The 19,527-nt window shown below is 68.6% G+C and carries 23 protein-coding genes; 8 read left to right on the forward strand and 15 right to left on the reverse strand.

What is annotated here, in order from left to right:
• The first annotated feature begins 32 nt into the window (after positions 1 to 32).
• Both MLE43_RS03370 and MLE43_RS03375 read left to right on the forward strand, forming a co-directional pair.
• Positions 33 to 1,463 carry an APC family permease gene (locus tag MLE43_RS03370; protein ID WP_243301843.1) on the forward strand — a complete coding sequence of 477 codons (1,431 nt, stop codon included), beginning with the start codon at positions 33 to 35 and terminating at the stop codon, positions 1,461 to 1,463.
• Positions 1,460 to 2,581 (forward strand): saccharopine dehydrogenase family protein, encoded by a 1,122-nt coding sequence (locus MLE43_RS03375; protein ID WP_243301845.1) that lies wholly within the window; start codon positions 1,460 to 1,462, stop codon positions 2,579 to 2,581. The genes MLE43_RS03370 and MLE43_RS03375 overlap by 4 nt, the downstream gene beginning before the upstream one ends.
• On the opposite strand, the gene rapZ is transcribed toward MLE43_RS03375, so the two are convergent.
• Both rapZ and secA read right to left on the reverse strand, forming a co-directional pair.
• On the reverse strand, positions 2,582 to 3,433 hold the full coding sequence (rapZ, locus tag MLE43_RS03380) for an RNase adapter RapZ (RefSeq protein WP_243301847.1): 852 nt from the start codon (positions 3,431 to 3,433) through the stop codon (positions 2,582 to 2,584).
• Between the two features lie 90 nt (positions 3,434 to 3,523).
• Positions 3,524 to 6,142: a preprotein translocase subunit SecA gene (gene secA, locus MLE43_RS03385; RefSeq protein WP_243301853.1), complete on the reverse strand. Its 2,619-nt coding sequence runs from the start codon at positions 6,140 to 6,142 to the stop codon at positions 3,524 to 3,526.
• A gap of 139 nt (positions 6,143 to 6,281) precedes the next feature.
• Here secA and ndk point away from each other — a divergent pair, with 139 nt between their 5' ends.
• Positions 6,282 to 6,701: a nucleoside-diphosphate kinase gene (gene ndk, locus MLE43_RS03390; protein ID WP_243301861.1), complete on the forward strand. Its 420-nt coding sequence runs from the start codon at positions 6,282 to 6,284 to the stop codon at positions 6,699 to 6,701.
• Between the two features lie 77 nt (positions 6,702 to 6,778).
• On the opposite strand, the gene MLE43_RS03395 is transcribed toward ndk, so the two are convergent.
• The 4 genes from MLE43_RS03395 to MLE43_RS03410 all read right to left on the reverse strand — a co-directional run bounded on the left by MLE43_RS03395 (position 6,779) and on the right by MLE43_RS03410 (position 10,366).
• Complete coding sequence (locus MLE43_RS03395; protein ID WP_243301862.1) at positions 6,779 to 7,252, reverse strand: hypothetical protein; 474 nt, start codon at positions 7,250 to 7,252, stop codon at positions 6,779 to 6,781.
• 270 nt (positions 7,253 to 7,522) lie between these two features.
• The gene (proS, locus tag MLE43_RS03400) at positions 7,523 to 9,364 is read right to left on the reverse strand and encodes a proline--tRNA ligase (RefSeq protein WP_243301863.1); all 1,842 of its coding nucleotides are present in this window, start codon (positions 9,362 to 9,364) and stop codon (positions 7,523 to 7,525) included.
• Positions 9,365 to 9,556: 192 nt separating this feature from the next.
• On the reverse strand, positions 9,557 to 10,006 hold the full coding sequence (locus MLE43_RS03405) for a GatB/YqeY domain-containing protein (RefSeq protein ID WP_243301865.1): 450 nt from the start codon (positions 10,004 to 10,006) through the stop codon (positions 9,557 to 9,559).
• A gap of 105 nt (positions 10,007 to 10,111) precedes the next feature.
• The gene (locus MLE43_RS03410; protein ID WP_026853950.1) at positions 10,112 to 10,366 is read right to left on the reverse strand and encodes a ferredoxin; all 255 of its coding nucleotides are present in this window, start codon (positions 10,364 to 10,366) and stop codon (positions 10,112 to 10,114) included.
• Between the two features lie 135 nt (positions 10,367 to 10,501).
• Here MLE43_RS03410 and MLE43_RS03415 point away from each other — a divergent pair, with 135 nt between their 5' ends.
• The 4 genes from MLE43_RS03415 to recR all read left to right on the forward strand — a co-directional run bounded on the left by MLE43_RS03415 (position 10,502) and on the right by recR (position 12,906).
• A complete protein-coding gene (locus MLE43_RS03415) occupies positions 10,502 to 11,419 on the forward strand; it encodes a thiamine-phosphate kinase (RefSeq protein WP_243301867.1) in 918 nt (305 codons plus the stop codon).
• A complete protein-coding gene (locus MLE43_RS03420; protein ID WP_243301869.1) occupies positions 11,416 to 11,928 on the forward strand; it encodes a DUF2062 domain-containing protein in 513 nt (170 codons plus the stop codon). The genes MLE43_RS03415 and MLE43_RS03420 overlap by 4 nt, the downstream gene beginning before the upstream one ends.
• A gap of 2 nt (positions 11,929 to 11,930) precedes the next feature.
• Positions 11,931 to 12,233, forward strand: a complete 303-nt coding sequence (locus MLE43_RS03425) for a YbaB/EbfC family nucleoid-associated protein (protein WP_243301871.1) — start codon at positions 11,931 to 11,933, stop codon at positions 12,231 to 12,233.
• Between the two features lie 73 nt (positions 12,234 to 12,306).
• Positions 12,307 to 12,906 carry a recombination mediator RecR gene (gene recR / locus MLE43_RS03430; RefSeq protein ID WP_243301873.1) on the forward strand — a complete coding sequence of 200 codons (600 nt, stop codon included), beginning with the start codon at positions 12,307 to 12,309 and terminating at the stop codon, positions 12,904 to 12,906.
• A gap of 3 nt (positions 12,907 to 12,909) precedes the next feature.
• Here the strand turns inward: recR and MLE43_RS03435 are convergent, their stop codons facing one another.
• The 5 genes from MLE43_RS03435 to MLE43_RS03455 all read right to left on the reverse strand — a co-directional run bounded on the left by MLE43_RS03435 (position 12,910) and on the right by MLE43_RS03455 (position 17,041).
• Entirely contained in the window at positions 12,910 to 13,191 is a 282-nt protein-coding gene (locus MLE43_RS03435) for a 2Fe-2S iron-sulfur cluster-binding protein (protein ID WP_243301875.1), read from the reverse strand.
• A gap of 59 nt (positions 13,192 to 13,250) precedes the next feature.
• A complete protein-coding gene (locus MLE43_RS03440) occupies positions 13,251 to 14,660 on the reverse strand; it encodes a cryptochrome/photolyase family protein (protein ID WP_243301884.1) in 1,410 nt (469 codons plus the stop codon).
• A gap of 28 nt (positions 14,661 to 14,688) precedes the next feature.
• Complete coding sequence (locus tag MLE43_RS03445; protein ID WP_243301886.1) at positions 14,689 to 15,030, reverse strand: P-II family nitrogen regulator; 342 nt, start codon at positions 15,028 to 15,030, stop codon at positions 14,689 to 14,691.
• 19 nt (positions 15,031 to 15,049) lie between these two features.
• Positions 15,050 to 16,372, reverse strand: a complete 1,323-nt coding sequence (locus MLE43_RS03450; protein WP_243301888.1) for an ammonium transporter — start codon at positions 16,370 to 16,372, stop codon at positions 15,050 to 15,052.
• Positions 16,373 to 16,498: 126 nt separating this feature from the next.
• Complete coding sequence (locus tag MLE43_RS03455) at positions 16,499 to 17,041, reverse strand: YqgE/AlgH family protein (protein WP_243301890.1); 543 nt, start codon at positions 17,039 to 17,041, stop codon at positions 16,499 to 16,501.
• 31 nt (positions 17,042 to 17,072) lie between these two features.
• On the opposite strand from MLE43_RS03455, the gene MLE43_RS03460 reads away from it, so the two are divergent.
• Complete coding sequence (locus MLE43_RS03460) at positions 17,073 to 17,813, forward strand: hypothetical protein (protein WP_243301891.1); 741 nt, start codon at positions 17,073 to 17,075, stop codon at positions 17,811 to 17,813.
• Here MLE43_RS03460 and MLE43_RS03465 read toward each other — a convergent pair whose 3' ends face one another.
• The 4 genes from MLE43_RS03465 to MLE43_RS03480 form a co-directional block, all read right to left on the reverse strand.
• On the reverse strand, positions 17,814 to 18,029 hold the full coding sequence (locus MLE43_RS03465) for a hypothetical protein (protein ID WP_243301893.1): 216 nt from the start codon (positions 18,027 to 18,029) through the stop codon (positions 17,814 to 17,816). It abuts the gene before it with no gap.
• Positions 18,026 to 18,511 carry a MogA/MoaB family molybdenum cofactor biosynthesis protein gene (locus tag MLE43_RS03470; protein WP_243301895.1) on the reverse strand — a complete coding sequence of 162 codons (486 nt, stop codon included), beginning with the start codon at positions 18,509 to 18,511 and terminating at the stop codon, positions 18,026 to 18,028. Before MLE43_RS03470 ends, MLE43_RS03465 begins: the two co-directional genes overlap by 4 nt.
• 1 nt (position 18,512) lies before the next feature.
• Positions 18,513 to 19,010, reverse strand: coding sequence for a 5-(carboxyamino)imidazole ribonucleotide mutase (purE, locus tag MLE43_RS03475; protein WP_243301896.1), 498 nt, complete (start codon positions 19,008 to 19,010; stop codon positions 18,513 to 18,515).
• 84 nt (positions 19,011 to 19,094) lie between these two features.
• Positions 19,095 to 19,508, reverse strand: a complete 414-nt coding sequence (locus MLE43_RS03480; RefSeq protein WP_243301898.1) for a hypothetical protein — start codon at positions 19,506 to 19,508, stop codon at positions 19,095 to 19,097.
• Between the last annotated feature and the right edge of the window lie 19 nt (positions 19,509 to 19,527).

Here is a 19,527-nt window from a genome sequence, read left to right on the forward strand (position 1 = left end):
GATAGCGTGGATCCATCCACCCAAGGAACCCAATGAGCGCCCCCGGCTACCGCCGTCACGTCGGATTGTTCTCGGCCACCATGCTCATCGCCGGCTCGATGATCGGCTCGGGCGTGTTTATCGTCGCCGCCGACATGGTCCGCACGGGGGGCTCCGGCGGCTTCCTGCTGGTGGCCTGGGGCCTCACGGCGGTGCTCACGCTCTTCGCGGCCCTCAGCTACGGCGAGCTGGCGGGGATGTTCCCCCAGGCTGGCGGCCAGTACACCTACCTTCGCGAGACCTACGGACCCGCCGTGGGGTTCCTCTACGGCTGGACCTTCTTCGTGGTCATCGAGTGCGGCACCATCGCCGCCGTGGCCGTGGGGTTCGGGAAGTACCTGGGCAGCTTCCTGCCGGCGGTCACGGATTCGGCCTGGATGGGGCCCCACCTCGACGTGCCGCTCATGAAGGTCACCCACGCCATCGCCGTAGGGCCCTACCACCTGGGGCTCACGCCCTCCCGGCTGTCCGGCATCGCCGTGGTGGTGCTGCTGAGCGCGGTGAACCTCTACGGCGTGCGGCTGGGTTCCCGCATCCAGGACCTGTTCACCGTGGCCAAGATCGGCGGCCTGGCCGCCCTGATCCTGCTGGGCCTGCTGCTGAAACCCGCCGTCGCGCCCTCCCAGGCCCCCTTCATCGCCACGGACGGCGCCGCCCTGCCCTTCCTCACGGCCCTGCTGGTGGTGCAGACCGGCAGCCTGTTCTCGGCGGACGCCTGGAACGCCATCACCTTCATCGCCGGGGAGGTGAAGGAGCCGAGGCGGACCATCCCATTCGCCCTCCTCATCGGCACGACCATGGTCTGCGGCCTCTACGTGCTGGCCAACGCCGCCTACCTGAAGGTGCTGGGGCCCTCGGGCATCGCCCACGCCCCCCAGGACCGCGTGGGCAGCGCCGCCCTTCAGGCCCTGCTGGGCAGCGGCGGCGGGCTCATCATGGCGGGCAGCATCCTGGTATCGATGTTCGGCTGCCTCAACGGCCTGGTGCTGTCCGGCGCCCGGGTCTACCAGCGCATGGCGGAGGACGGCCTGTTCTACCCCCGCGCGGCCCTCCTCAACGACCATGGCGTCCCGGGCTTCGGGCTCTGGATCCAGGCCCTGTGGACCTGCCTGCTCACCCTCACGGGCACCTACGGGCAGCTGCTGGACTTCGTCATGCTGCCCACGATCCTCTTCTACGTCCTGGCCGTGGGCGGGATCTTCCTCCTCCGCTGGCGGCGGCCCGACCTGGAGCGCCCCGTGAAGGTCTGGGGCTACCCCTTCGTCCCGGGACTCTACCTCCTCGGCGCCCTCGCCATCATCGGCGCCCTCTTCATCCACCGGCCCAGCTATTCCTGGCCCGGCCTGGCCCTGGTGGCCCTGGGCTGGCCGGTCTACCTCGCCGTGAAGCCCCGCGTCACGGCCCCTGAAGGGAGTCTCTCATGACCCATGTCGTCGTTCTTGGAGCCGGCCGCGTCGGCGGCGCCATGGCCAAGGACCTGGCCTCGGAGTTCAAGGTCACGGTGGCCGACCGCTCCGAAGGCGCCCTGGCCCGCATGCGCGGGGCCGGACTGGCCACGCGCCCCGCCGATCTCGCCACGCCGGCCGGCGTGAAGGCCGCCGTGGCGGATGCGGACCTGGTGGTCGGCGCCGTGCCGGGCTTCATGGGCTTCGCCACCGCCAAGGCCGTGCTGGAGGCCGGGAAGCCCCTGGTGGACATCTCCTTCTTCGACGAGGACTGCTTCGAGCTGGACGCCCTGGCGAAAGCCCAGGGGCTGACCGCCATCGTGGACTGCGGCGTGGCGCCCGGCTGCGGGAACATCATCCTCGGCGACACCGCCCGCCAGTGGGACCACGTGGACGTCTTCGAGTGCCTGGTGGGCGGCCTGCCCGCGGTGCGGACCTGGCCCTACGAGTACAAGGCCGGCTTCAGTCCCATCGATGTCATCGAGGAATACACCCGTCCCGCCCGCTACGTGAAGGATGGGCGCACCGTGACGCTGCCCGCCCTCTCCGAGCCGGAGCTGCTGGACTTCGAGGGCCTGGGCACGCTGGAATCCTTCAACACGGACGGCCTGCGCAGCCTCATCCGCACCTTCCCCCAGGTGCCTGACATGAAGGAGAAGACCCTCCGCTACCCCGGCCACATCGAGAAGATGCGGATGCTGCGGGAGTCCGGATTCTTCAGCAAGGAGAAGCTCCAGGTCGCCGGGGTGGAGATCAGCCCCCTGGAACTCACCACCGCCCTGCTCTTCCCCATGTGGTTCATGCAGGAGGGCGACGAGGACTTCACGATCATGCGCGTCACTGTGACGGGCTTGAAGGATGGCCAGCGGGTGCGCCGGGAGCTGAACCTCCTCGACCGCTACGACCGCGCCACGAAGACCACCTCCATGGCACGAACCACCGGCTACACCTGCACGGCCGCCGTGCGCCTCCTCGCGCAGGGCGGCTACACCCGCCAGGGCGTCAACCCGCCCGAGTTCCTGGGGCAGGAGCCCGGCGCCTGGGATTTCATCCGCGCGGAACTGGCGAAGCGCGGCGTGGTGTTCACGGAATCCTGATCAGCCGTTCAGCTCGCGGTGCCGCACGGTGAGGGCGGCCACATCGTTGCGGATCCGGTGGGCCAGCAGCTCCACCAGGGCCACGGAGCGATGCTGGCCGCCGGTGCAGCCGATGGCGAGGGTGTGGTAGGCGCGGCCCTCCTGGCGGACCAGGGGCAGGGACCAGCGCAGCCAGGATTCCGCCCGTTCGAGGAACTCCCGGAACTCCGGACATTCCAGCAGGTACTCCTGCACGGCCGAGTCGCACCCCGTCAGCGGTTTCAGGGCTTCCACATAGTAGGGATTGGGCAGGAACCGCGCATCCAGCACCACGTCCGCATCGGCCGGCACGCCCCGCTTGAACCCGAAGCTCAGCAGCCGCACGGCGGTGCTGCGGGAGGGCAGCTGGGGCACCAGCGCCGCCACCCGCTGGCGCAGGTCCGCCAGGCTCAGCGTGGTGGTATCGAGGATGGTGGTGGCCAGGGCGCGGATCGGGGCGAGCAGCTCCCGCTCCCGCTGGATGCCTTCCCCGGCGGAGCCCAGGAGGGCGAGGTGGTGAGGCCGCCGGGTCTCGGAATACCGGCGCAGCAGCATGCTGTCATCCGCCTCCACGAAGACCACCTGGACCGGCACGTTGCCCGCGCTCAGGCGTTCCAGCAGCGGGCCGAACTCGTGGGCGAAGTCGCCCTGGCGGCTGTCCATGCCCACCACCAGACGCTCCCGGCCCGGCCTGAGCTTCGATTCCAGCTCGATCAGGGGTTCGAGGAGGCGGGGCGGGACATTGTCGAGCGCCGTGCAGCCGCTGTCTTCCAGCGCGCCCAGCACCGAGTGGCGGCCGGCGCCGGAGAGTCCCGTGACGACGATGAGTTCCATGGATCTAGAAGCTATCAGCTGTCAGCGGTCAGCTGTCAGTAAAAACAGCAGGGCCCCAGAGGGGCCCTGCCGATGGCTGATGGCCGAAGGCTAGTCCTCCAGCCCGCCCGCCGTGAACCGCAGCACGCGCTGGATGCCGTCGGGGGCGTTGCCCTGCTCGTCGGGGCCCAGCTCGAAGGTGTCCGAGGGGCCGCGCAGGAGATCCTCGTCCGGCGTGTAGGCGGGCTGAGGCTCCACGCGGTAGAGGTAGGAGATGATCTCGTCCTCGTAGCCGAAGCGCATCTGCTCGAAGTATTCGTAGCTCTCGCGCTTGTACTCCACCAGCGGGTCCTTCTGGCCATAGCCGCGGAAGCCGATGGCCTCCTTCAGGTGGTCCATGACCAGCAGGTGGCGTTTCCAGGCCGCATCGATGATCTGGAGAATGGACCAGCGCTCGTAGCTGCGCATGCCCTCGCCGCCCAGCCGCTCGTCCTTGCCTTCGTAGAACTTCTGCACCAGGGTGGCCAGGGCCCCGCTGGCCTGGGCGTAGGGCATCTGGCCCACGGCATCCACCTCTTCGCCCGTCAGGGTGAAGAGTTGCTCCACGCGCTCCCGGAAGCCAGCCAGGTCGCGCTCACCCTTATCGGGCAGGAAGTCATGGCAGATGCCCTCGGCGATCTCCCCGGCGACCCGCAGGACGTAGTCCTTCGTATTGCCTCCGAGGATCTCCGTGCGCAGCCCGTAGAAGAAGATGCGCTGCTTGTTCATCACATCGTCGTACTCGAGCAGGTGCTTGCGGATCTCGAAGTGGTGGGCTTCCACGCGCTTCTGGCTGCGCTCGATGGCGCGGGTGACCATGCCGGCCTCGATGGGCTCGTCATCGTTCATCCCCATGGCGCCCATGAGGTTCTTGATGCGATCGCCGCCGAAGATCCGCATCAGGTCGTCCTCGAGGGACAGGTAGAAGCGGCTGCTGCCGGGGTCGCCCTGGCGGCCGGCACGGCCGCGGAGCTGGTTGTCGATGCGCCGGCTCTCGTGCCGCTCGGTGCCCAGGATGTGCAGGCCACCGAGGCTCACCACTTCCTCGTGTTCGGCCGCAGTCTGTTCGCGCATCTGCTCCACGAGGGCGGAGAATTCGGCGGTTTCCAGCCCGTCCTCATCGTAGAGGGCGATGTCCCGCTTCTTGGCCTCCAGCCGGGCCATGCCCTCGGGATTGCCGCCCAGGATGATGTCCGTGCCGCGGCCGGCCATGTTGGTGGCGATGGTGACGGAGCCCTTGCGGCCCGCCTGGGCCACGATCTCCGCTTCCCGCTCGTGGTGCTTGGCGTTCAGCACGACATGGGGGATGCGGGCGGTCTTGAGGGCCTCCGCGAGATCTTCGCTGCTCTCGATGCTGGCCGTGCCCACCAGGACCGGCTGGCCCTTGGTGTGGAGTTCCCGGATCTCCTCGACGATGGCCTTCTTCTTGCCCTTGCGGGTGGCATACACCGTGTCCGCAAAGTCCTTGCGGACCATGGGCATGTTCGTGGGGACGATGATCACGTCCAGCTTGTAGATGGAGTGCAGTTCCGTGGCCTCGGTCTCGGCCGTGCCGGTCATGCCGGCCAGCTTGCCGTACATGCGGAAGAAGTTCTGGAAGGTCACGGTGGCGAGGGTCTGGTTCTCGGCGTTGACCTCCACGCCTTCCTTCGCCTCGATGGCCTGGTGCAGGCCGTTGGACCAGCGGCGGCCCGGCATGAGGCGGCCCGTGAACTCGTCCACGATGACCACTTCCATGCCCTTGCCGTCTTCCTTGGGGTGGACCATGTAATCCACATCCAGGCGGTAGAGGTTGTGGGCCAGCAGGGCCTGGTTGAGGCCGTGCAGGGTCTCGATGCTGCCCGGATCGTAGAGGTTCGCGACGCCCAGCAGCTGCTCGGCGAAGTGGATGCCCTCGTCGGTGAGCATCACCTGGCGGTCCTTCTCGTCCACCTTGTAGTGGACTTCCGCCTTGAGCTTGGGGACCACCGCGTCGATGCGGAAGTACTTGGAGGTGTCCTCCTCGCTGCTGCCGGCGATGATGAGCGGCGTGCGGGCCTCATCGATGAGGATGGAGTCCACCTCGTCGACGATCGCATAGTGGAAGCCGCGCTGGGTGAAGTCCTCCAGATCCCACTTCATATTGTCGCGGAGGTAGTCGAAGCCCAGCTCGTTGTTGGTGGCGTAGGTGATGTCGCAGCCGTAGGCGTCGCGGCGCTCCTGGTCGTCGAGGCCGTGCTGGATCACGCCGATGGTGAGGCCCAGCCAGGAATAGAGGCGGCCCATCCACTCGGCGTCGCGCCGGGCCAGGTAGTCATTCACGGTGACGAGGTGGGCGCCCTTGCCCGCGAGGGCGTTGAGGTACAGCGGCAGCGTGGCGGTCAGGGTCTTGCCCTCACCGGTGCGCATCTCGGCCACCTTGCCCTCGTGGAGCACCATGCCGCCCACCAGCTGCACATCGAAATGCCGCATCTTGAGGACACGCTTGCTGGCTTCCCGGGCCACGGCGAAGGCCTCGGGCAGGATCTCCTCCAAGGTGGCGCCGTTGGCCAGCTTCTCCTTGAGGTAGGGGGTCTTGGCCTTCAGGGCCTCATCGCTCAGGGCTGAGATCTCGGGTTCCAGGGCATTGATGAACTGGACCTTGGCCCACAGCCGCTTCAGCTCCCGGTCGTTCTTGGAACCGATGAGTTTCTTGAGGAGGTTGTCGATCATGGATCCGTCCAGTCGCGTAAACCGTTGATTGTAGCGTGATGAAGGACCAATTCCCAGTGGGGGTGCGGTCTCCCAAGCCTCCGTGGTTGCCCGACTTACCCATCCAGGGCACACTGATTGTTTGGATTCTGGAGAAACCATGGCCCTTGAGCGCACCTTTGCCATCGTCAAGCCCGACGCCGTCAAGGACGGCCACATCGGCGAGATCCTCACCGCCATCGAGCAGAGCGGTCTCAAGATCGTCGGCCTTAAGCTGACCCGCCTCACCCCCGCCATCTGCCAGGGCTTCTACCACGAGCACGTGGGCAAGGGTTTCTATGCCGAGCTGGAGGCCTTCATGACCGAGGGCCCCGTCGCCATCATGGTGCTCGAAGGCGAGAACGCCATCCTGCGCTGGCGCGACCTCATGGGCGCCACCAACCCCGCCAACGCCGCCGAGGGGACCCTCCGCAAGCGCTTCGGCGCCAGCATCGGCCGCAACGCCACCCACGGCAGCGACAAGCCCGAGAGCGCTCAGTTCGAAGTCGCCTACTTCTTCAACGCGTTCGAACAGTTCTGATCTTTCCGGGCATCCGCCCCTGTGAAAATCGGCGCCGCTGGCGCCGATTTTCGCAGGAGCGGATGCAGGCCGGAACCTCACCCCTCCATCACCGCCTGCAGGGCGGCCTGGCAGAGCCGGCGCACGCCGGGCAGCAGGTCGGCATTCTGGAGGCCTTTCTCGTGGAGCCACTGCCCTCCGGTGGGAGGCGGCGGCAGCAGGTCCTCGGGAGCCTTCGTGCGCAGCAGGTGGCTGAGATAGAGCCGCTGCTGGCCTTCGAGCCCTTCGAGCCGGAGCAGCCAGGGAGTCGGGAGCCGGCTGGTGCGCTCGTCAAAGACCACGGGCAGGGTGGACTTGTCCACGAACCGGTACGGCATGCCCCAGCCGGCCTCGATCTGCGCATTCAGCAGGGAGGTGGGCAGGAAGCCCGGCGACCAGGGGATCTGGACCGGCATGAGCAGGCCCCGATGTGGGGTGTGGGGCGAGGGCACGAGGAGCACGAACGGGGTCTGCTGGCCGTGGACCAGCACGCCTTCGATGAAGGTCGTGAGGTGGACCCGGCCCTCGGCCATCAGGGCCTCCCTTCAAATTGGATGTGAGCCGCGACGTCGGCCAGCCGCGCCCCTGGCAAGGCGCCGGCCGAAGGGCGATGCGGGACATCGTTCAAGGCCGGCAAGGCCGCCAGGGGTGCGGCTGGCCACGTCCCGGAGGGCAAGGGGCGGCGCCCTGCGCGATACCACGTCAAACTCCTCGCCGATAGTGCCGTTATCGCCATCGTCGTTCTCCTCGTCTCGCTTGGGCGGCGCCCCTTGCGCGGCCGCACCCCAATTTGAAGGGAGGCCCTAACGCCCTCCTGCGGTTTCCAACTCCTGCATGATGCGGTCGCGGGCGACGGCCACTTCGGCCACGGCGGCCTCGGGCTTGAGCTTGAGGACCTCCTTGGTCCGGCGGTCCCGCAACTCCACGATGCCATCCTTGAGGCCCTTGGCGCCCACCGTGAGGCGCAGGGGGAAGCCCAGCAGGTCGGCATCCTTGAACTTCGCGCCGGGGCTCATGCCCTCGCGGTCGTCGTGCAGGACTTCGAAGCCGGCCTGCTCCAGATCCTTTTCGACCTGCGCCGCCACGCCAGCCACCTCTGGGTTGGCCGGGTCGAGGCAGACGATGTGCACCTGGTACGGGGCGATGGGCCAGGGCCAGATGATGCCGTCGGCATCGTAGTTCTGCTCGACGGCCGCAGCCACGGTGCGGGTGATGCCGATGCCGTAGCAGCCCATCACCATGGGGTTCTCCTTGCCCTGCTCGTCCAGGAAGGTGCAGCCCATGCTCTTGGAATACTTCAGGCCCAGCTTGAAGACCTGCCCCACCTCGATGCCGCGGAAGGCCTGGTAGGTGCCCTTCCCGCAGCGGGTGCAGGCATCCCCTTCGGCGGCCATGCGCAGGTCCGTGTAGGTGCAACCCGGCAGGTCCCGCACCGGATCCAGGCCGAAGTGGTGGTAGTCCGTGCGGTTGGCGCCGCAGGTGAGGTTCACCGCGCCTTCGAGGCTGCGGTCCACGAGGAAGGCCACCTCCTTCAGCCCCACGGGCCCCATGAAGCCACTCTTGGCGCCGGTGAAGGCCTCGGCCTCCTCCAGGGGCATCAGCTCCATCTCGGCGGCACCCATGAAGTTCTTCACCTTCACGGGGTTCACCTCGTGGTCGCCCCGCAGCACGGCGCCCACCAGCTTCGTGGTCCCATCCGCGAAGGTGACGCGGTAGAGGAAGAACTTGCTGGTCTGGGTGATGGGCATGCCCTGGGGGTGGTCCGCGTCGATCATCCCCGCCGCCTGCTCCACCTGGCCCACGACGCCCGGTGTGCGGAAGTGGTCCCTCTTCAGCTCGAAGGCCCGGCCGTGATCGGCGACGGGCAGTGCCGGCGCTTCCGTCTTCTCGATGTTGGAGGTGTAGTCGCACGCATCGCAGCTGAGGATGGCGTCCTCGCCGCTGCCCGCCAGCACGTGGAACTCATGGGTGAAGCTGCCGCCGATGGCGCCGCTGTCGGCCTCCACGGGGCGGAACTTCACGCCCAGGCGGCTGAAGATCCGTTTGTAGGCGTTGAACATGGCCCAGTACTCGCGGTCGGCGCAGGCATCATCCACATGGAAGGAGTAGCCGTCCTTCATGGTGAACTCGCGGCCCCGCATGAGGCCGAAGCGGGGTCGGCGCTCGTCCCGGAACTTGGTCTGGATCTGGAAGAGGTTCATGGGCAGCTGTTTGTAGCTGCGCACGTTCTTGCGGACGATGTCGGTGATCACCTCTTCGTGCGTGGGGCCCAGGCAGAAGTTGTAGAACTCCCGCTCATCGGGCTTCTCGCCCCGGGCGCGGCGCTCGGCGACCTCGGCCTTGGCCTTGCGGTCGCAGAAGCGGAGCAGCTCATCGCCGTAGAACTTCCAGCGGCCGCTCTCCTGCCACAGCTCCGCCGGCAGCACCGCGGGCATGAGCAGTTCCTGGCAGCCGTCCTTGGCCAGCTCCTCGCGGACGATCTCCTCGAACTTGCGGATGCTCCGGAAGGCCAGCGGCAGGTAGCTGTAGATGCCCGCGGCCACCTTCTGGATCATGCCGGCGCGCATCATGAGCTGCTGACTCACGACGTCGGCATCGCGCGGCGTCTCGCGCAGGGTCTGAATGAGGAGTTTCGACTGCTTCATGGGGGCCTCGAACTTTTTAGTCTAACCCAGGCCCAGACCTATTCCCCTGGGATGAAAAGCCGACGGCGAATGGCGCGGATCGCCCTTCGGGCCCGCGAGTGGGAAAGAAGAAAGCCCAGGAGAGCGGGCGGTTGGACTCGCCTCAGGCGCTTCCCAAATCCTCCTTCGCGCCCAATCGCGTCATTCGCGGTTTCAGGTCAGCAGGCTCTGGACCAGGGCGCTGGCGGCCTTGCCGTCGAAGGCACCCCCGTGGGCGGCCTGCAGGGCCTTCATGACCAGGCCCATGTCCTTCTTCGCGACGGCACCCGACTGGGCGATGGCGGCCTTCACGGCGGCCTCCAGGGCCGGTCCCTCGATCATGGCCGGCAGGTAGGGCTTCAGCAGCTCGATCTCCGCCCGCTCCTGGGCGGCCCGCTCGGCCTGGCCCACCTTCTCGAACTGGGCGACGCTGTCCTCCCGGGACTTCACCAGGCGCTTCAGCACGGCCAGGGCGTCCGCCTCGGCAAGGGTCCCCTGGGGGCCGAGCCCCTTGGCCACCGCCTCGTTCTTGTAGGCGGCCAGGGCCATGCGGAGTACCTGGGTCCGGGCGGCATCTCGGGCCAGCATGGCGGTTTTCAGATCGGCCTGAAGACGATTGAGCATGGGAACCTCCGGGGGAATTCCATGGTGACGCGGTTGCATCCCGACGTACAGAACGGGCGCCGACTGGCGCCCGTTCTCATCTGAAACGGCGAAGCCGTTCCAGTCCTAGGCCTTCTCGAACTTGATGACTTCCACGGGGCAGCCAGCGGCGGCGGCCTCGATGCTGGCTTCCAGGTCGGTGCCGAAGCTGCCGGAGAGGGGGCTCTGCTCATCCCGGTTCTCGGAATCGATGCCGTCCTCGCGCACGGAGCCGTTGATGTTGCAGCTGGTGTCGGTGACGTGGAACACGTCGGGGCACTCCGCCTCGCAGGCATTGCACACGATGCAGCCTTCGTCGATCCAGACTTTGGTGATGGCCATGGTCGTCTCCTCGAAATTCAATTGGGGCCCTGGCAGTGGGCGAACCCAACCAACCTAGCATCGCAGGGGCCCCGGACCAAGCTTCGCCTGGCCTCCTGGGGCGTGGGAGACTGGAGTTGTGACGGAGGTCCGCCCATGAGCCTGCAGGAAACGGGAATTCTTGCCCGGATCCGGAATCTGCTGCCCGGAGGCGACGGGCTCACGGACGACTGCGGCGCCCTGCCTGCGACCCCGGCCGGGCAGACGCTGCTGGTGACCACGGACCTCATGGAATCCGGCCAGCACTTCCACCTCGACTGGCATCCGCCGGACCTCCTGGCGCGCAAGCTGCTGATGGTGAACCTCTCGGATCTGGACGCCTCCGGCGCCCGCCCCTTCGGCTACACCCTCACCCTGGCCCTGGGGCCTGAGATTGATGCCCCCTGGCTGGACCGCTTCCTGGAGGGCCTGGCGGAAGCCTCCCGCGAGTCCGGGGTCCAGGTCCTGGGCGGCGACACGGTCGGCCGCCCCTCGGGCCTGGGCCTGGGCCTCACGGCATTCGGCTTCGCCACCCGCTGGCTACGCCGGGACGGCCTGCAGCCCGGCGACCGGCTCTTCGTGGACCAGCGCCCCGGTGCCAGCCTGCGGGGCCTGCGGAAACTCCAGGCGGGCCACCGCTGGGATCCCACGAGGCCTGATGCGGAGCTGGAGGCCCACCTGGCCCCCCGCCCCCGGCTGGGCCTGGGCCTGCAACTGGCCGGAATCCCCGATGTCCACGCCTGCCTCGACCTGTCCGACGGGCTCAGCCGGGACCTGCGCAATCTGGCGGAAGCCTCGGGTCTCAGCATCGTGGTGGATCCCGGCCTGGAGGAGGACGCCCTGCGCGGGGGCGAGGACTACGCCCGCTGCTTCGGCAGCGCGCTGGCCCAGGCCGACCTCGAGGCCAGACTGGGACTGCCCCTCATCCCCGTCGGCGAAACCCTGCCCCGCGGGGAATCACCCCTGCTGGCCTATGATGGAGGCTCGCTCCGTCCCCTGCCCGACCTCAGCTTCGACCACTTCGGATCTTCATGACGCATCACGACAAAACGCACATCTGGGCCCGCACCAAGCGATTTCTCGCCGATCCCGAGCTGGAACCACACCACCTGGCCTGGAGCTTCGCCCTGGGGTTCGCCATCGCCTGGAACCCGCTGCTGGGCACCCACACGGCCATCATCCTGGCGGTCTGCGCCCTGGTGAAGAAACTGCACCGGCCCCTCACCTTCCTGGGCGCGTTCACCAACAATCCCTGGACCATGGTGCCCATCGCCACCGTTTCCGCCCTGTTCGGCAACATCCTGCTGGGCCGCGGCCTGCATCTGGACCTGAGCGGCGTGGACTGGAAGAGCATCGGCTGGCAGAGCGTCAGCACCCGCGCCGGGTTCGAGGCGGCCGCCACCATGCTCAAACCCATCCTCGCGCCCTATCTGCTGGGCGGCTTCGTGATGAGCGCCCTGGCGATGCCCGTGGGATATTTTCTGATGCTGCGGCTGGCGCATCGCTTGCGCCGCCCCGTGCCCACCCCTCTTCCCGGAGACTGACCATGGACATGCGCTTCCTGATGAAACAGGCCCAGCAGATGCAGGCGAAGCTGCAGGAGGCCCAGGCCAACCTGCGCATCGAAGGCACCGCCGGCGGCGAACTGGTGAAGGTCACCCTGAACGGGTCCAAGGAGCTGATGGGCCTCTCCATCGCCAAGGACGCCATGGATCCCGAGGATCCCTCCATGCTCGAAGACCTGCTCCTGGCGGCCTTCCGCGATGCCACCACCAAGGTGGATGAGGCCATGAAGAAGCAGATGGGCGGCATGGGCGCCGGCCTCGGCCTGCCGGGCCTGGGGCTCTGATGGCCATCGGCTGCTGGCTGTCAGCCGTCAGCTGCCAGCCGGCGGCTGGCAGCCAGGATCGTGGGGGCCTGCCGTGAAGCTGCCGCCGCCCCTCGAGGCCGTGGTCGAGAGCCTCCAGAAGCTGCCGGGCGTGGGCGCCAAGTCCGCCCAGCGGATGGCCCTGCACCTGCTCAAGGAGGGCCCGGAGGCCATGGCCCATCTGGCCCACCAGCTTCAGCAGGCCGCCGAGAAGGTGGGCTTCTGCCAGGTCTGCGGCGCCTTCACGGACCAGCCCACCTGCCCCATCTGCCTGGATCCGCGGCGGGATCCGTCCAGCCTCGTCATCGTGGCCGAGGCCTCCAACGTGCTCAGCTTCGAGCGCAGCGGCCACTTCCGGGGCCGCTACCACGTGCTGGGCGGCCTCATCTCGCCCCTGCGCGGCGTGGGGCCCGATCAGCTGCGCGTGCGCGAGCTGCTCAAGCGCCTGGAGGACGGCGCCATCCAGGAGATCATCCTGGCCACCAACCCCACCGTGGACGGCGAGGCCACCGCCAGCTGGCTGGCCCGCATCCTCGAACCCATCGGCGTCCGCACCACCCGCATCGGGTTGGGCCTGCCGATCGGCAGCGACCTCGAGTACGCCGACGAGCTCACGCTGGACCGCGCCATGGAAGGGCGGAGACCGGTCGGCTAGCAGCTAGTACTTCACGCTCACATCACCCTTCGCCCAGGCCTGGCAGGCGAGGCGCTGGTCGGGCCCGGCCTTGAGCACTTCGAGCACGCGAGATTCGGCGGTGCCCTTCTCGCTCAGGTTCTCCGCGCCCTCGACCACGGTGACGACACAGGTGCCGCAGCGGGCGTGGCCACCGCAGCGGTGGTTCAGGGGCACGCCGGCCCGGGTGCTGGCCGCCAGCAGGGCGGTCTCCTGCTCGCACTCCGCGCTGCCGGGTTTCTTGCCGTCGAATCGGATGGTGTGCATGCAATACCCATAAGTCAATAAAGCAGAAGGGATAGCGACAGACCGCTCCCTCCACTCTATCAGGGCGCCCCGGGCCCCAGCTGCCCTTTCGCAGTGGCCAGGAACCGCTCCCGTGCGAAGGCGTGGTCCACGATGGGCCCGGGATAGTCGAACCGCAGGCGGATCGCCTGCGGCGCCTTCCAGGGCTCGTGGATGAAGGCGGTCGGGCAGTCGCCCAGCTCGGGCACCCAACGCCTGACGTAAGCGCCCTCTGGATCGAACCTGCGGCCCTGGGTGACGGGATTGAAGATGCGGAACCAGGGCTGGGCATCGCAGCCGCAGCCCGCACACCACTGCCAGCCGGCGTTGTTCGCGGCCCAGTCGCCGTCCGTGAGCCAGCGCAGGTAGTGGGCCTCACCGCGCCGGTAGTCGATGAGCAGGTGTTTCGTGAGGAAGCTCGCGGCCACCATGCGGGCCCGGTTGTGGATGAAACCCTCGGCCTGCAGCTGCCGGGCGGCGGCATCCACCACGGGATAGCCCGTGCGGCCTTCCGTCCAGGCTTCCCAGGCGGTTTCGTCCTCACGCCAGGGGAAGCCCTCGAACGCCGGCCGGAAGGGCCGCTCCAGGAGCTCCGGCCATTCCCACAGCAGGTGGTGGCTGAACTCGCGCCACAGCAGCTCGTTGAGATAGCGGCGTCCGGATTCGCCCGCCCCGGCCGCCGCCACCGCCTGCCAGAGGGCGCGCACAGACAAGGTGCCGAACTTCAGGTCCGCGCTGAGGCGCGAGGTGCCGGGCTGGTCCATGCGGTCCCGGCCCACCCCGTAGTCCCCCAGGGCGGCTTCCAGGAAGGCCTTCAGGCGCTGGCGGGCGGCCCGTTCCCCGCCGGCCTGGAGGCGGGGATTGGGCACGAGCCCCAGGTCCGTCAGCGAAGGGATCGGCACCGTATCGGCCCGGAGGTCCCCGGGAATCGGCGGGAGCGAGCGCGGCGTGGCCAGCGCCGGCGCCAGGTCCAGCTTCGCCCCGCAGGCCCGGGCGAAGGGCGTGAACACCCGGAACATGCCGCCCTGCCCGTTCCGCACGGAGCCGGGCGGCAGGAGCGTCTCCCCCTCGAACAGGCGGAAGGCGATGCCCGCGCGGGCCAGGGCCTCGTCCACGCGGCGATCGCGCACCCGCGCGAAGGGCTCCACCCAGCGATGCGCCAGCACCTGGTCAGCCTTCCATTGGGCCGCCAGGCGCGGCACAACCTCCACGCTGCGGCCCGGCACCACCAGCAGGCGCGACCCCAGGTGGCCCAGGTTGGCCTCCAGGGACACCAGCGACGCCACCAGGAACTGCATGCGATGGGGCAGATCCCGGGCCCGCTCCGGCGCGAAGAAGAAGGGATCCAGCACGAAGAGCGGGATCACCTCGCCCGCGGCGGCGGCCTCCACGAGCGGCCCGTGGTCCGCCACGCGGAGGTCCTTGCCCCGGAACCAGACGATGCTGCGCATGCCGAAAGCCTAGCCCGGAATGCGGACTTCAGATGGCCTGGCCGCCCCGCTCGCCGGTGCGGATGCGGATGCACTCCTTGAGGTCCTGGACGAAGATCTTCCCGTCGCCCACTTCGCCGGCGCCGTGGCGGGCCGTGCGGATGATGGTGTCCACGGTGATGTCCTCGAAGGCGTCGTTGCAGGCGATGGTGATCTGGATCTTGGGGATCAGGTTGGGAATGATCTTCTTCCCGCGCTGGACCACGATCTCCTGCTGGCGCCCGTGGCCGCTGACGCGGGCGACGGTGATGCGCTCGATTTCCGCTTCGATCAGGGCCTCGCGAACCTCGTCGAGCTTCTCTTCGGGGATGATGGCGGTGATGAGCTTCATCGGAGCCTCCTGGTTCAGCCTAGTTGAGGTTGTTCAGGCCGTAAGCGCGTTCCCCGTGGATCTCGTGATCCAGGCCCGCCCGCTCCACGGACTCGGCGACGCGGAAGCCGACGAGCTTCTCCACCAGGAAGGCGATGAGCAGCGTCATGACCACGGAGAAGGCGATGGTGGCGCCCACCGCGAAGGCCTGGATCTTCAGCTGGGAGAGCACGCCCCAGCCGGGGACCTTGGTCGCGGCCTCGGCCCACCAGGAGTCCCGGATGAAGAAGGTGAGACCGAGGGCCCCGACGATGCCGCCGGTGCCGTGGATCCCGAAGGCATCCAGGGAGTCGTCGTAGCCCAGGCGGTTCTTCAGCATGATCATGCCGTAGCAGACGCAGGAGGCGATGGCCCCGAGCGCGATGGCCCCGCCGACCTGGACCACGCCGGCGGCCGGCGTGATGACCACCAGGCCCGCCAGGATGCCCGAGGCCATGCCCAGGCTGGTCGGCTTGTCCTCCCGGATGATCTCGATGAGCACCCAGGTGAGCGCCCCGGCGGCCGCGGCCACCTGCGTGACGGTGAGGGCCCGGGCGGTCTCCAGGTTGGAGGCGATGGAGGATCCCGCGTTGAAGCCGAACCAGCCCACCCACAGCAGGCCCGCGCCGATGAGCGTGAAGGTGAGGTTGTTCGGGGACATGGCGGTCTTCGGGTAGCCGTGGCGCGCCCCCAGGAACAGGGCCAGCGCCAGGCCCGCCACGCCGGAGGAGATGTGCACCACCGTACCGCCCGCGAAGTCGATGGCCCCCTTCGCGCCGAGGTTGAAGAAGTAGCCATCGGAGGCCCACACCCAGTGGCACAGCGGGCAATAGACGAAGAGCACCCAGAGCGTGATGAAGGCCACCCAGCCGCGGAAGGAGATCCGCTCGGCCACAGCCCCGGCGATCAGGGCCGGCGTGATGATGGCGAACTTGCCCTGGAACATGGCGAAGGCGTACTCGGGCACCCCCGCCGGCAGGATCGTGTGGTCGATGCTGCGGAGCAGGACCAGGCCCCGGCTCCAGCCGATGAGCCCTCCCAGCACATTGGGTCCGAAGCTGAGGGCGTAGCCGACCACTGTCCAGAGGACACCCACCACGGCCATGGCCGAGAACGAATGCATCATCGTGCCCAGGACATTCTTGGTGCGGACGAGGCCGCCGTAGAACATGGCCAGCCCCGGCACCATCAGCAGCACCAGCGTGGTGGAGGTCAGCATCCACGCGGTGGTGCCGGTGTCGTTCACCGGAGCGCTCCCCGCGGCGGCCAGGGGGAACCCCATGCCCAGGATGGCGATGAGTCGAAGGGATCGCTTCCAGGTCATCGGTTCCTCCGGAGGACTGCCTGCTTCCAGGCTACCCGGCAGGCAATCCTTTTAATGGATCATCCCATTTGTATAAACATTATTGATATCGGTATAACGCGCCCTGCACACAGAACCGGGGCCGGCTCACCCGCTGGTTCCGCTGCCCAGGGCCACCTGCCAGAGGCTGGTGGGATCGGAGTGCATCAGCCATTCGGAGACCAGGGGGCGCCTGGCCCAGGCGCCAGCCTCCAGTTCCTGGTCCAGCTGGCCGGGACTCCAGCCGGCGTAGCCGAGGAAGAGGCGGTAGCGGGCCGACGGATCCCCCAGCAGGGACTCGAGCAGATCCTTGCGGTGGCTCACGAAATGGGTGAAGTCCACCACCGTGTCCTCCTCCTCCGGCAGGCCGCCCTGCACCAGGAGGATGCCCCGCTGCGGGTCCACGGGTCCGCCCCGCCAGGCGGTGGCCTCCTCAGAGCCTTCATAGGCCAAACCGCCCTCCGCGCTGACCTGGGCCAGGGCCAGCGGCAGGGGCCGGTTGAGGATCAGCCCCAGGGCCCCTTCATCATCGTGTTCGACGATCAGCACCACCGTGTGGAGGAAGTTGGGGTCCAGGAGCGAAGGGCTGGCCACCAGGAGGCAGGGGGCTTCGGGCGTCATGATGCCGATGATGATAGCCCAGCGGTCCATGCAGGGAAGGCGCTCAGGCTAGGCTGGAGGCATGCGTACGCCTCTCCCGTCCCACCTCGGTGCCCTCCGCGAGGGGCTCGCCCTGCTCCGCCGGCACCCCCTGCTCAGCCTCGGCCTGGCCCTGCTGGCCATGCTCCTGGCCCAGCTGGGACCCGCCCTGGAAATGGCGGCGGGCGTGAAGCCCAGCCTGCTGGTCCAGCCCATCTTCGGCTTCGCCGGCCTGCTGCCGCTCGAGATGTACTTCATCCCCAGGCTGCAGGCCCAGCTGGATGCGGAGTTGCGGGACGCCCCGGGCAATCCCGCGGCCACCTGGCCCACCGTCTTCGATGGCCGCTGGCTGAAGGCCTTCCTCCTGCGGCTGGGGCTCAGCGTCGCCATCGGCCTGGGCCTGTTCTGTTTCCTGGTCCCGGGGCTCCTGCTCCTCACCCTGTTCGGCTGGGCCCCCATGCGCATGCTGCTCCGGGGGGACTCCGCGCTGGCCTCCCTGCGCTGGAGCCAAGCCGCCATGGCCCGCCACTGGCCCCGGATCATCCAGGCGGTGCTGGCCATGCTGCTGGTGGCCCTGGTCTACCAGATCGCCGCGGGCTGGGCCCTGGACCGCCTCCTCCCCGCCGCGGACCCCGACCTGGGCCCCAGCGCCCTGGTGCGCCTGAAGCATCCCGCCCTCTGGGTCTTCAACCTGCTGGGCGGTGCCATGAACCTCTGGCTCAGCAGTTCCCTGCTGGCGCTGTACCACCGGCTGGAGGCCACCCTGGCGGCTCCCGCCGCCTGATCAATCCTCGTCGTCGAAGAAGCCCGGATCCTCGATCTCCACCAGATCCCCGGCCTCCAATCGCTGCCGCTGTCCGGGCGTGAGGGAGGCCTCCACCCAGCGCGGATCGGTCTTGCCGTGGAGGAAGTGGGCCGAGGGCTCGGCCGCTTCGAAGGCCTCCCGGGTGCGCCAGAGATGCACCCAGCCCACGTGGTTGATGCGGGCCCAGACCTTCACGTGCAAGGTCCTCCGGCCGCGCCTTCCTTCCTCAGCACCGAGACGGCATGCAGGAGCAGGGGCCAGGCCAGCTGGATCTGCTCCAGGGCCGCCGCGGGCCGCCCCGAGAGGTTCAGGATCACCGTCCGTCCGGCAATGCCGCAGACCGCGCGGCTGGCGAAGGCCAGGGGATGGCCGCCCTTGGCGCGGATCAGCTCGCAGATGCCGGGCGCCTCGCGCTCGATGACGCGCCGCGTGGCCTCCGGCGTGGTGTCCCGGGGGCCGAAGCCCGTACCGCCGCAGGTGAGCACCAGCGGCGCTTCCGACGCCACGGCGACCCGCAGGTCCGCCTCCAGGGCCGTCGGATCGTCCGGCATCAGCGAGGCCGTCACCGCCTTCACCCCCTGCCCCTTGAGCCACGAGGTCAGCAGCGGCGTGGACTGGTCCTGGTACTCGCCCCGGGAGGCGCGATCGGACAGGGTGATGAGGTGGACGCGGTCCATGTTAGGGCATCACGAGATCGTCGTCCGCCAGCGCCTTCTCGGTCTGCGCCTGGCGGTAGGCCAGGTAGCGGTCCCGGATGCCGGCATCCGTGAGCGAGAGGACCGAGGTGGCCAGGAGGGCGGCATTGATGGCGCCGGCCTTGCCGATGGCGAGGGTGCCCACGGGAATGCCCGAGGGCATCTGCACCGTGGAGAGCAGCGCATCCATGCCCTCCGTCGCCCAGCCCTTCATGGGCACGCCCAGCACGGGCAGGTGCGTCTTGCTCGCGCAGACGCCCGCCAGGTGCGCCGCCCCGCCCGCGGCGGCGATGATCACCCTGAGGCCCCGGCCCTCGGCCTCCTTGCAGAACGCCACCACCTTCTCCGGTGTGCGGTGCGCGCTGGCCACGTGGGCCTCGAAGGGGATCCCCAGCGCCTTCAGTGTCAGCGCCGTGTGCTGCATGGTCTCCCAGTCGTTCTTGGAGCCCATCAGGATGCCCACCAGGGGAGTCGTCGTCATGGATGCCTCTCAATCGCCGGGGGCCGGGGGGCCGCCTCGGGAAGGGCCATTCTAGCGGAGAGCGGTTCCCACGACAGGGGTCTCCTACCACCGTTTCCACCCCAACACCCACAAGACGCCCAGGACGGCCAGGGCGTCGCGGTCGTCGGGGTCCATGCGCTGGTTGCGGTCACGGAGCTCTTCGGGACCGGGGCCACGCATGACGACCCGGTGGGTGCCCTGGGCGGGGTCCTCCAGCAGCACCCAGTCGGGAGCGGTGCGGCCCACCACGGCGGCGCCGATCCTGGGCGTGCCGGGCTTCCAGCGGACCTCCAGGGGCTCCCACTGCCCCGCGTTCATCACCCGCCACGGGCCTTCAGCCGGCATGGCCGCCAGCTCCAGCACGGCGTCCCGATCCAGGTAGCGCACGATGAGCCGCGCTTGGGGTGTCGCCACGGTCTCCGGCTTCCGGCAGCCGAAGCCCATGAGCAGGACGAGCGCCACCAGCAGCAGTCGCATCCGACCCTCCATCTCCATT

It is taken from the genome of Geothrix oryzisoli, assembly GCF_022808865.1.
GTDB lineage: Bacteria > Acidobacteriota > Holophagae > Holophagales > Holophagaceae > Geothrix > Geothrix oryzisoli.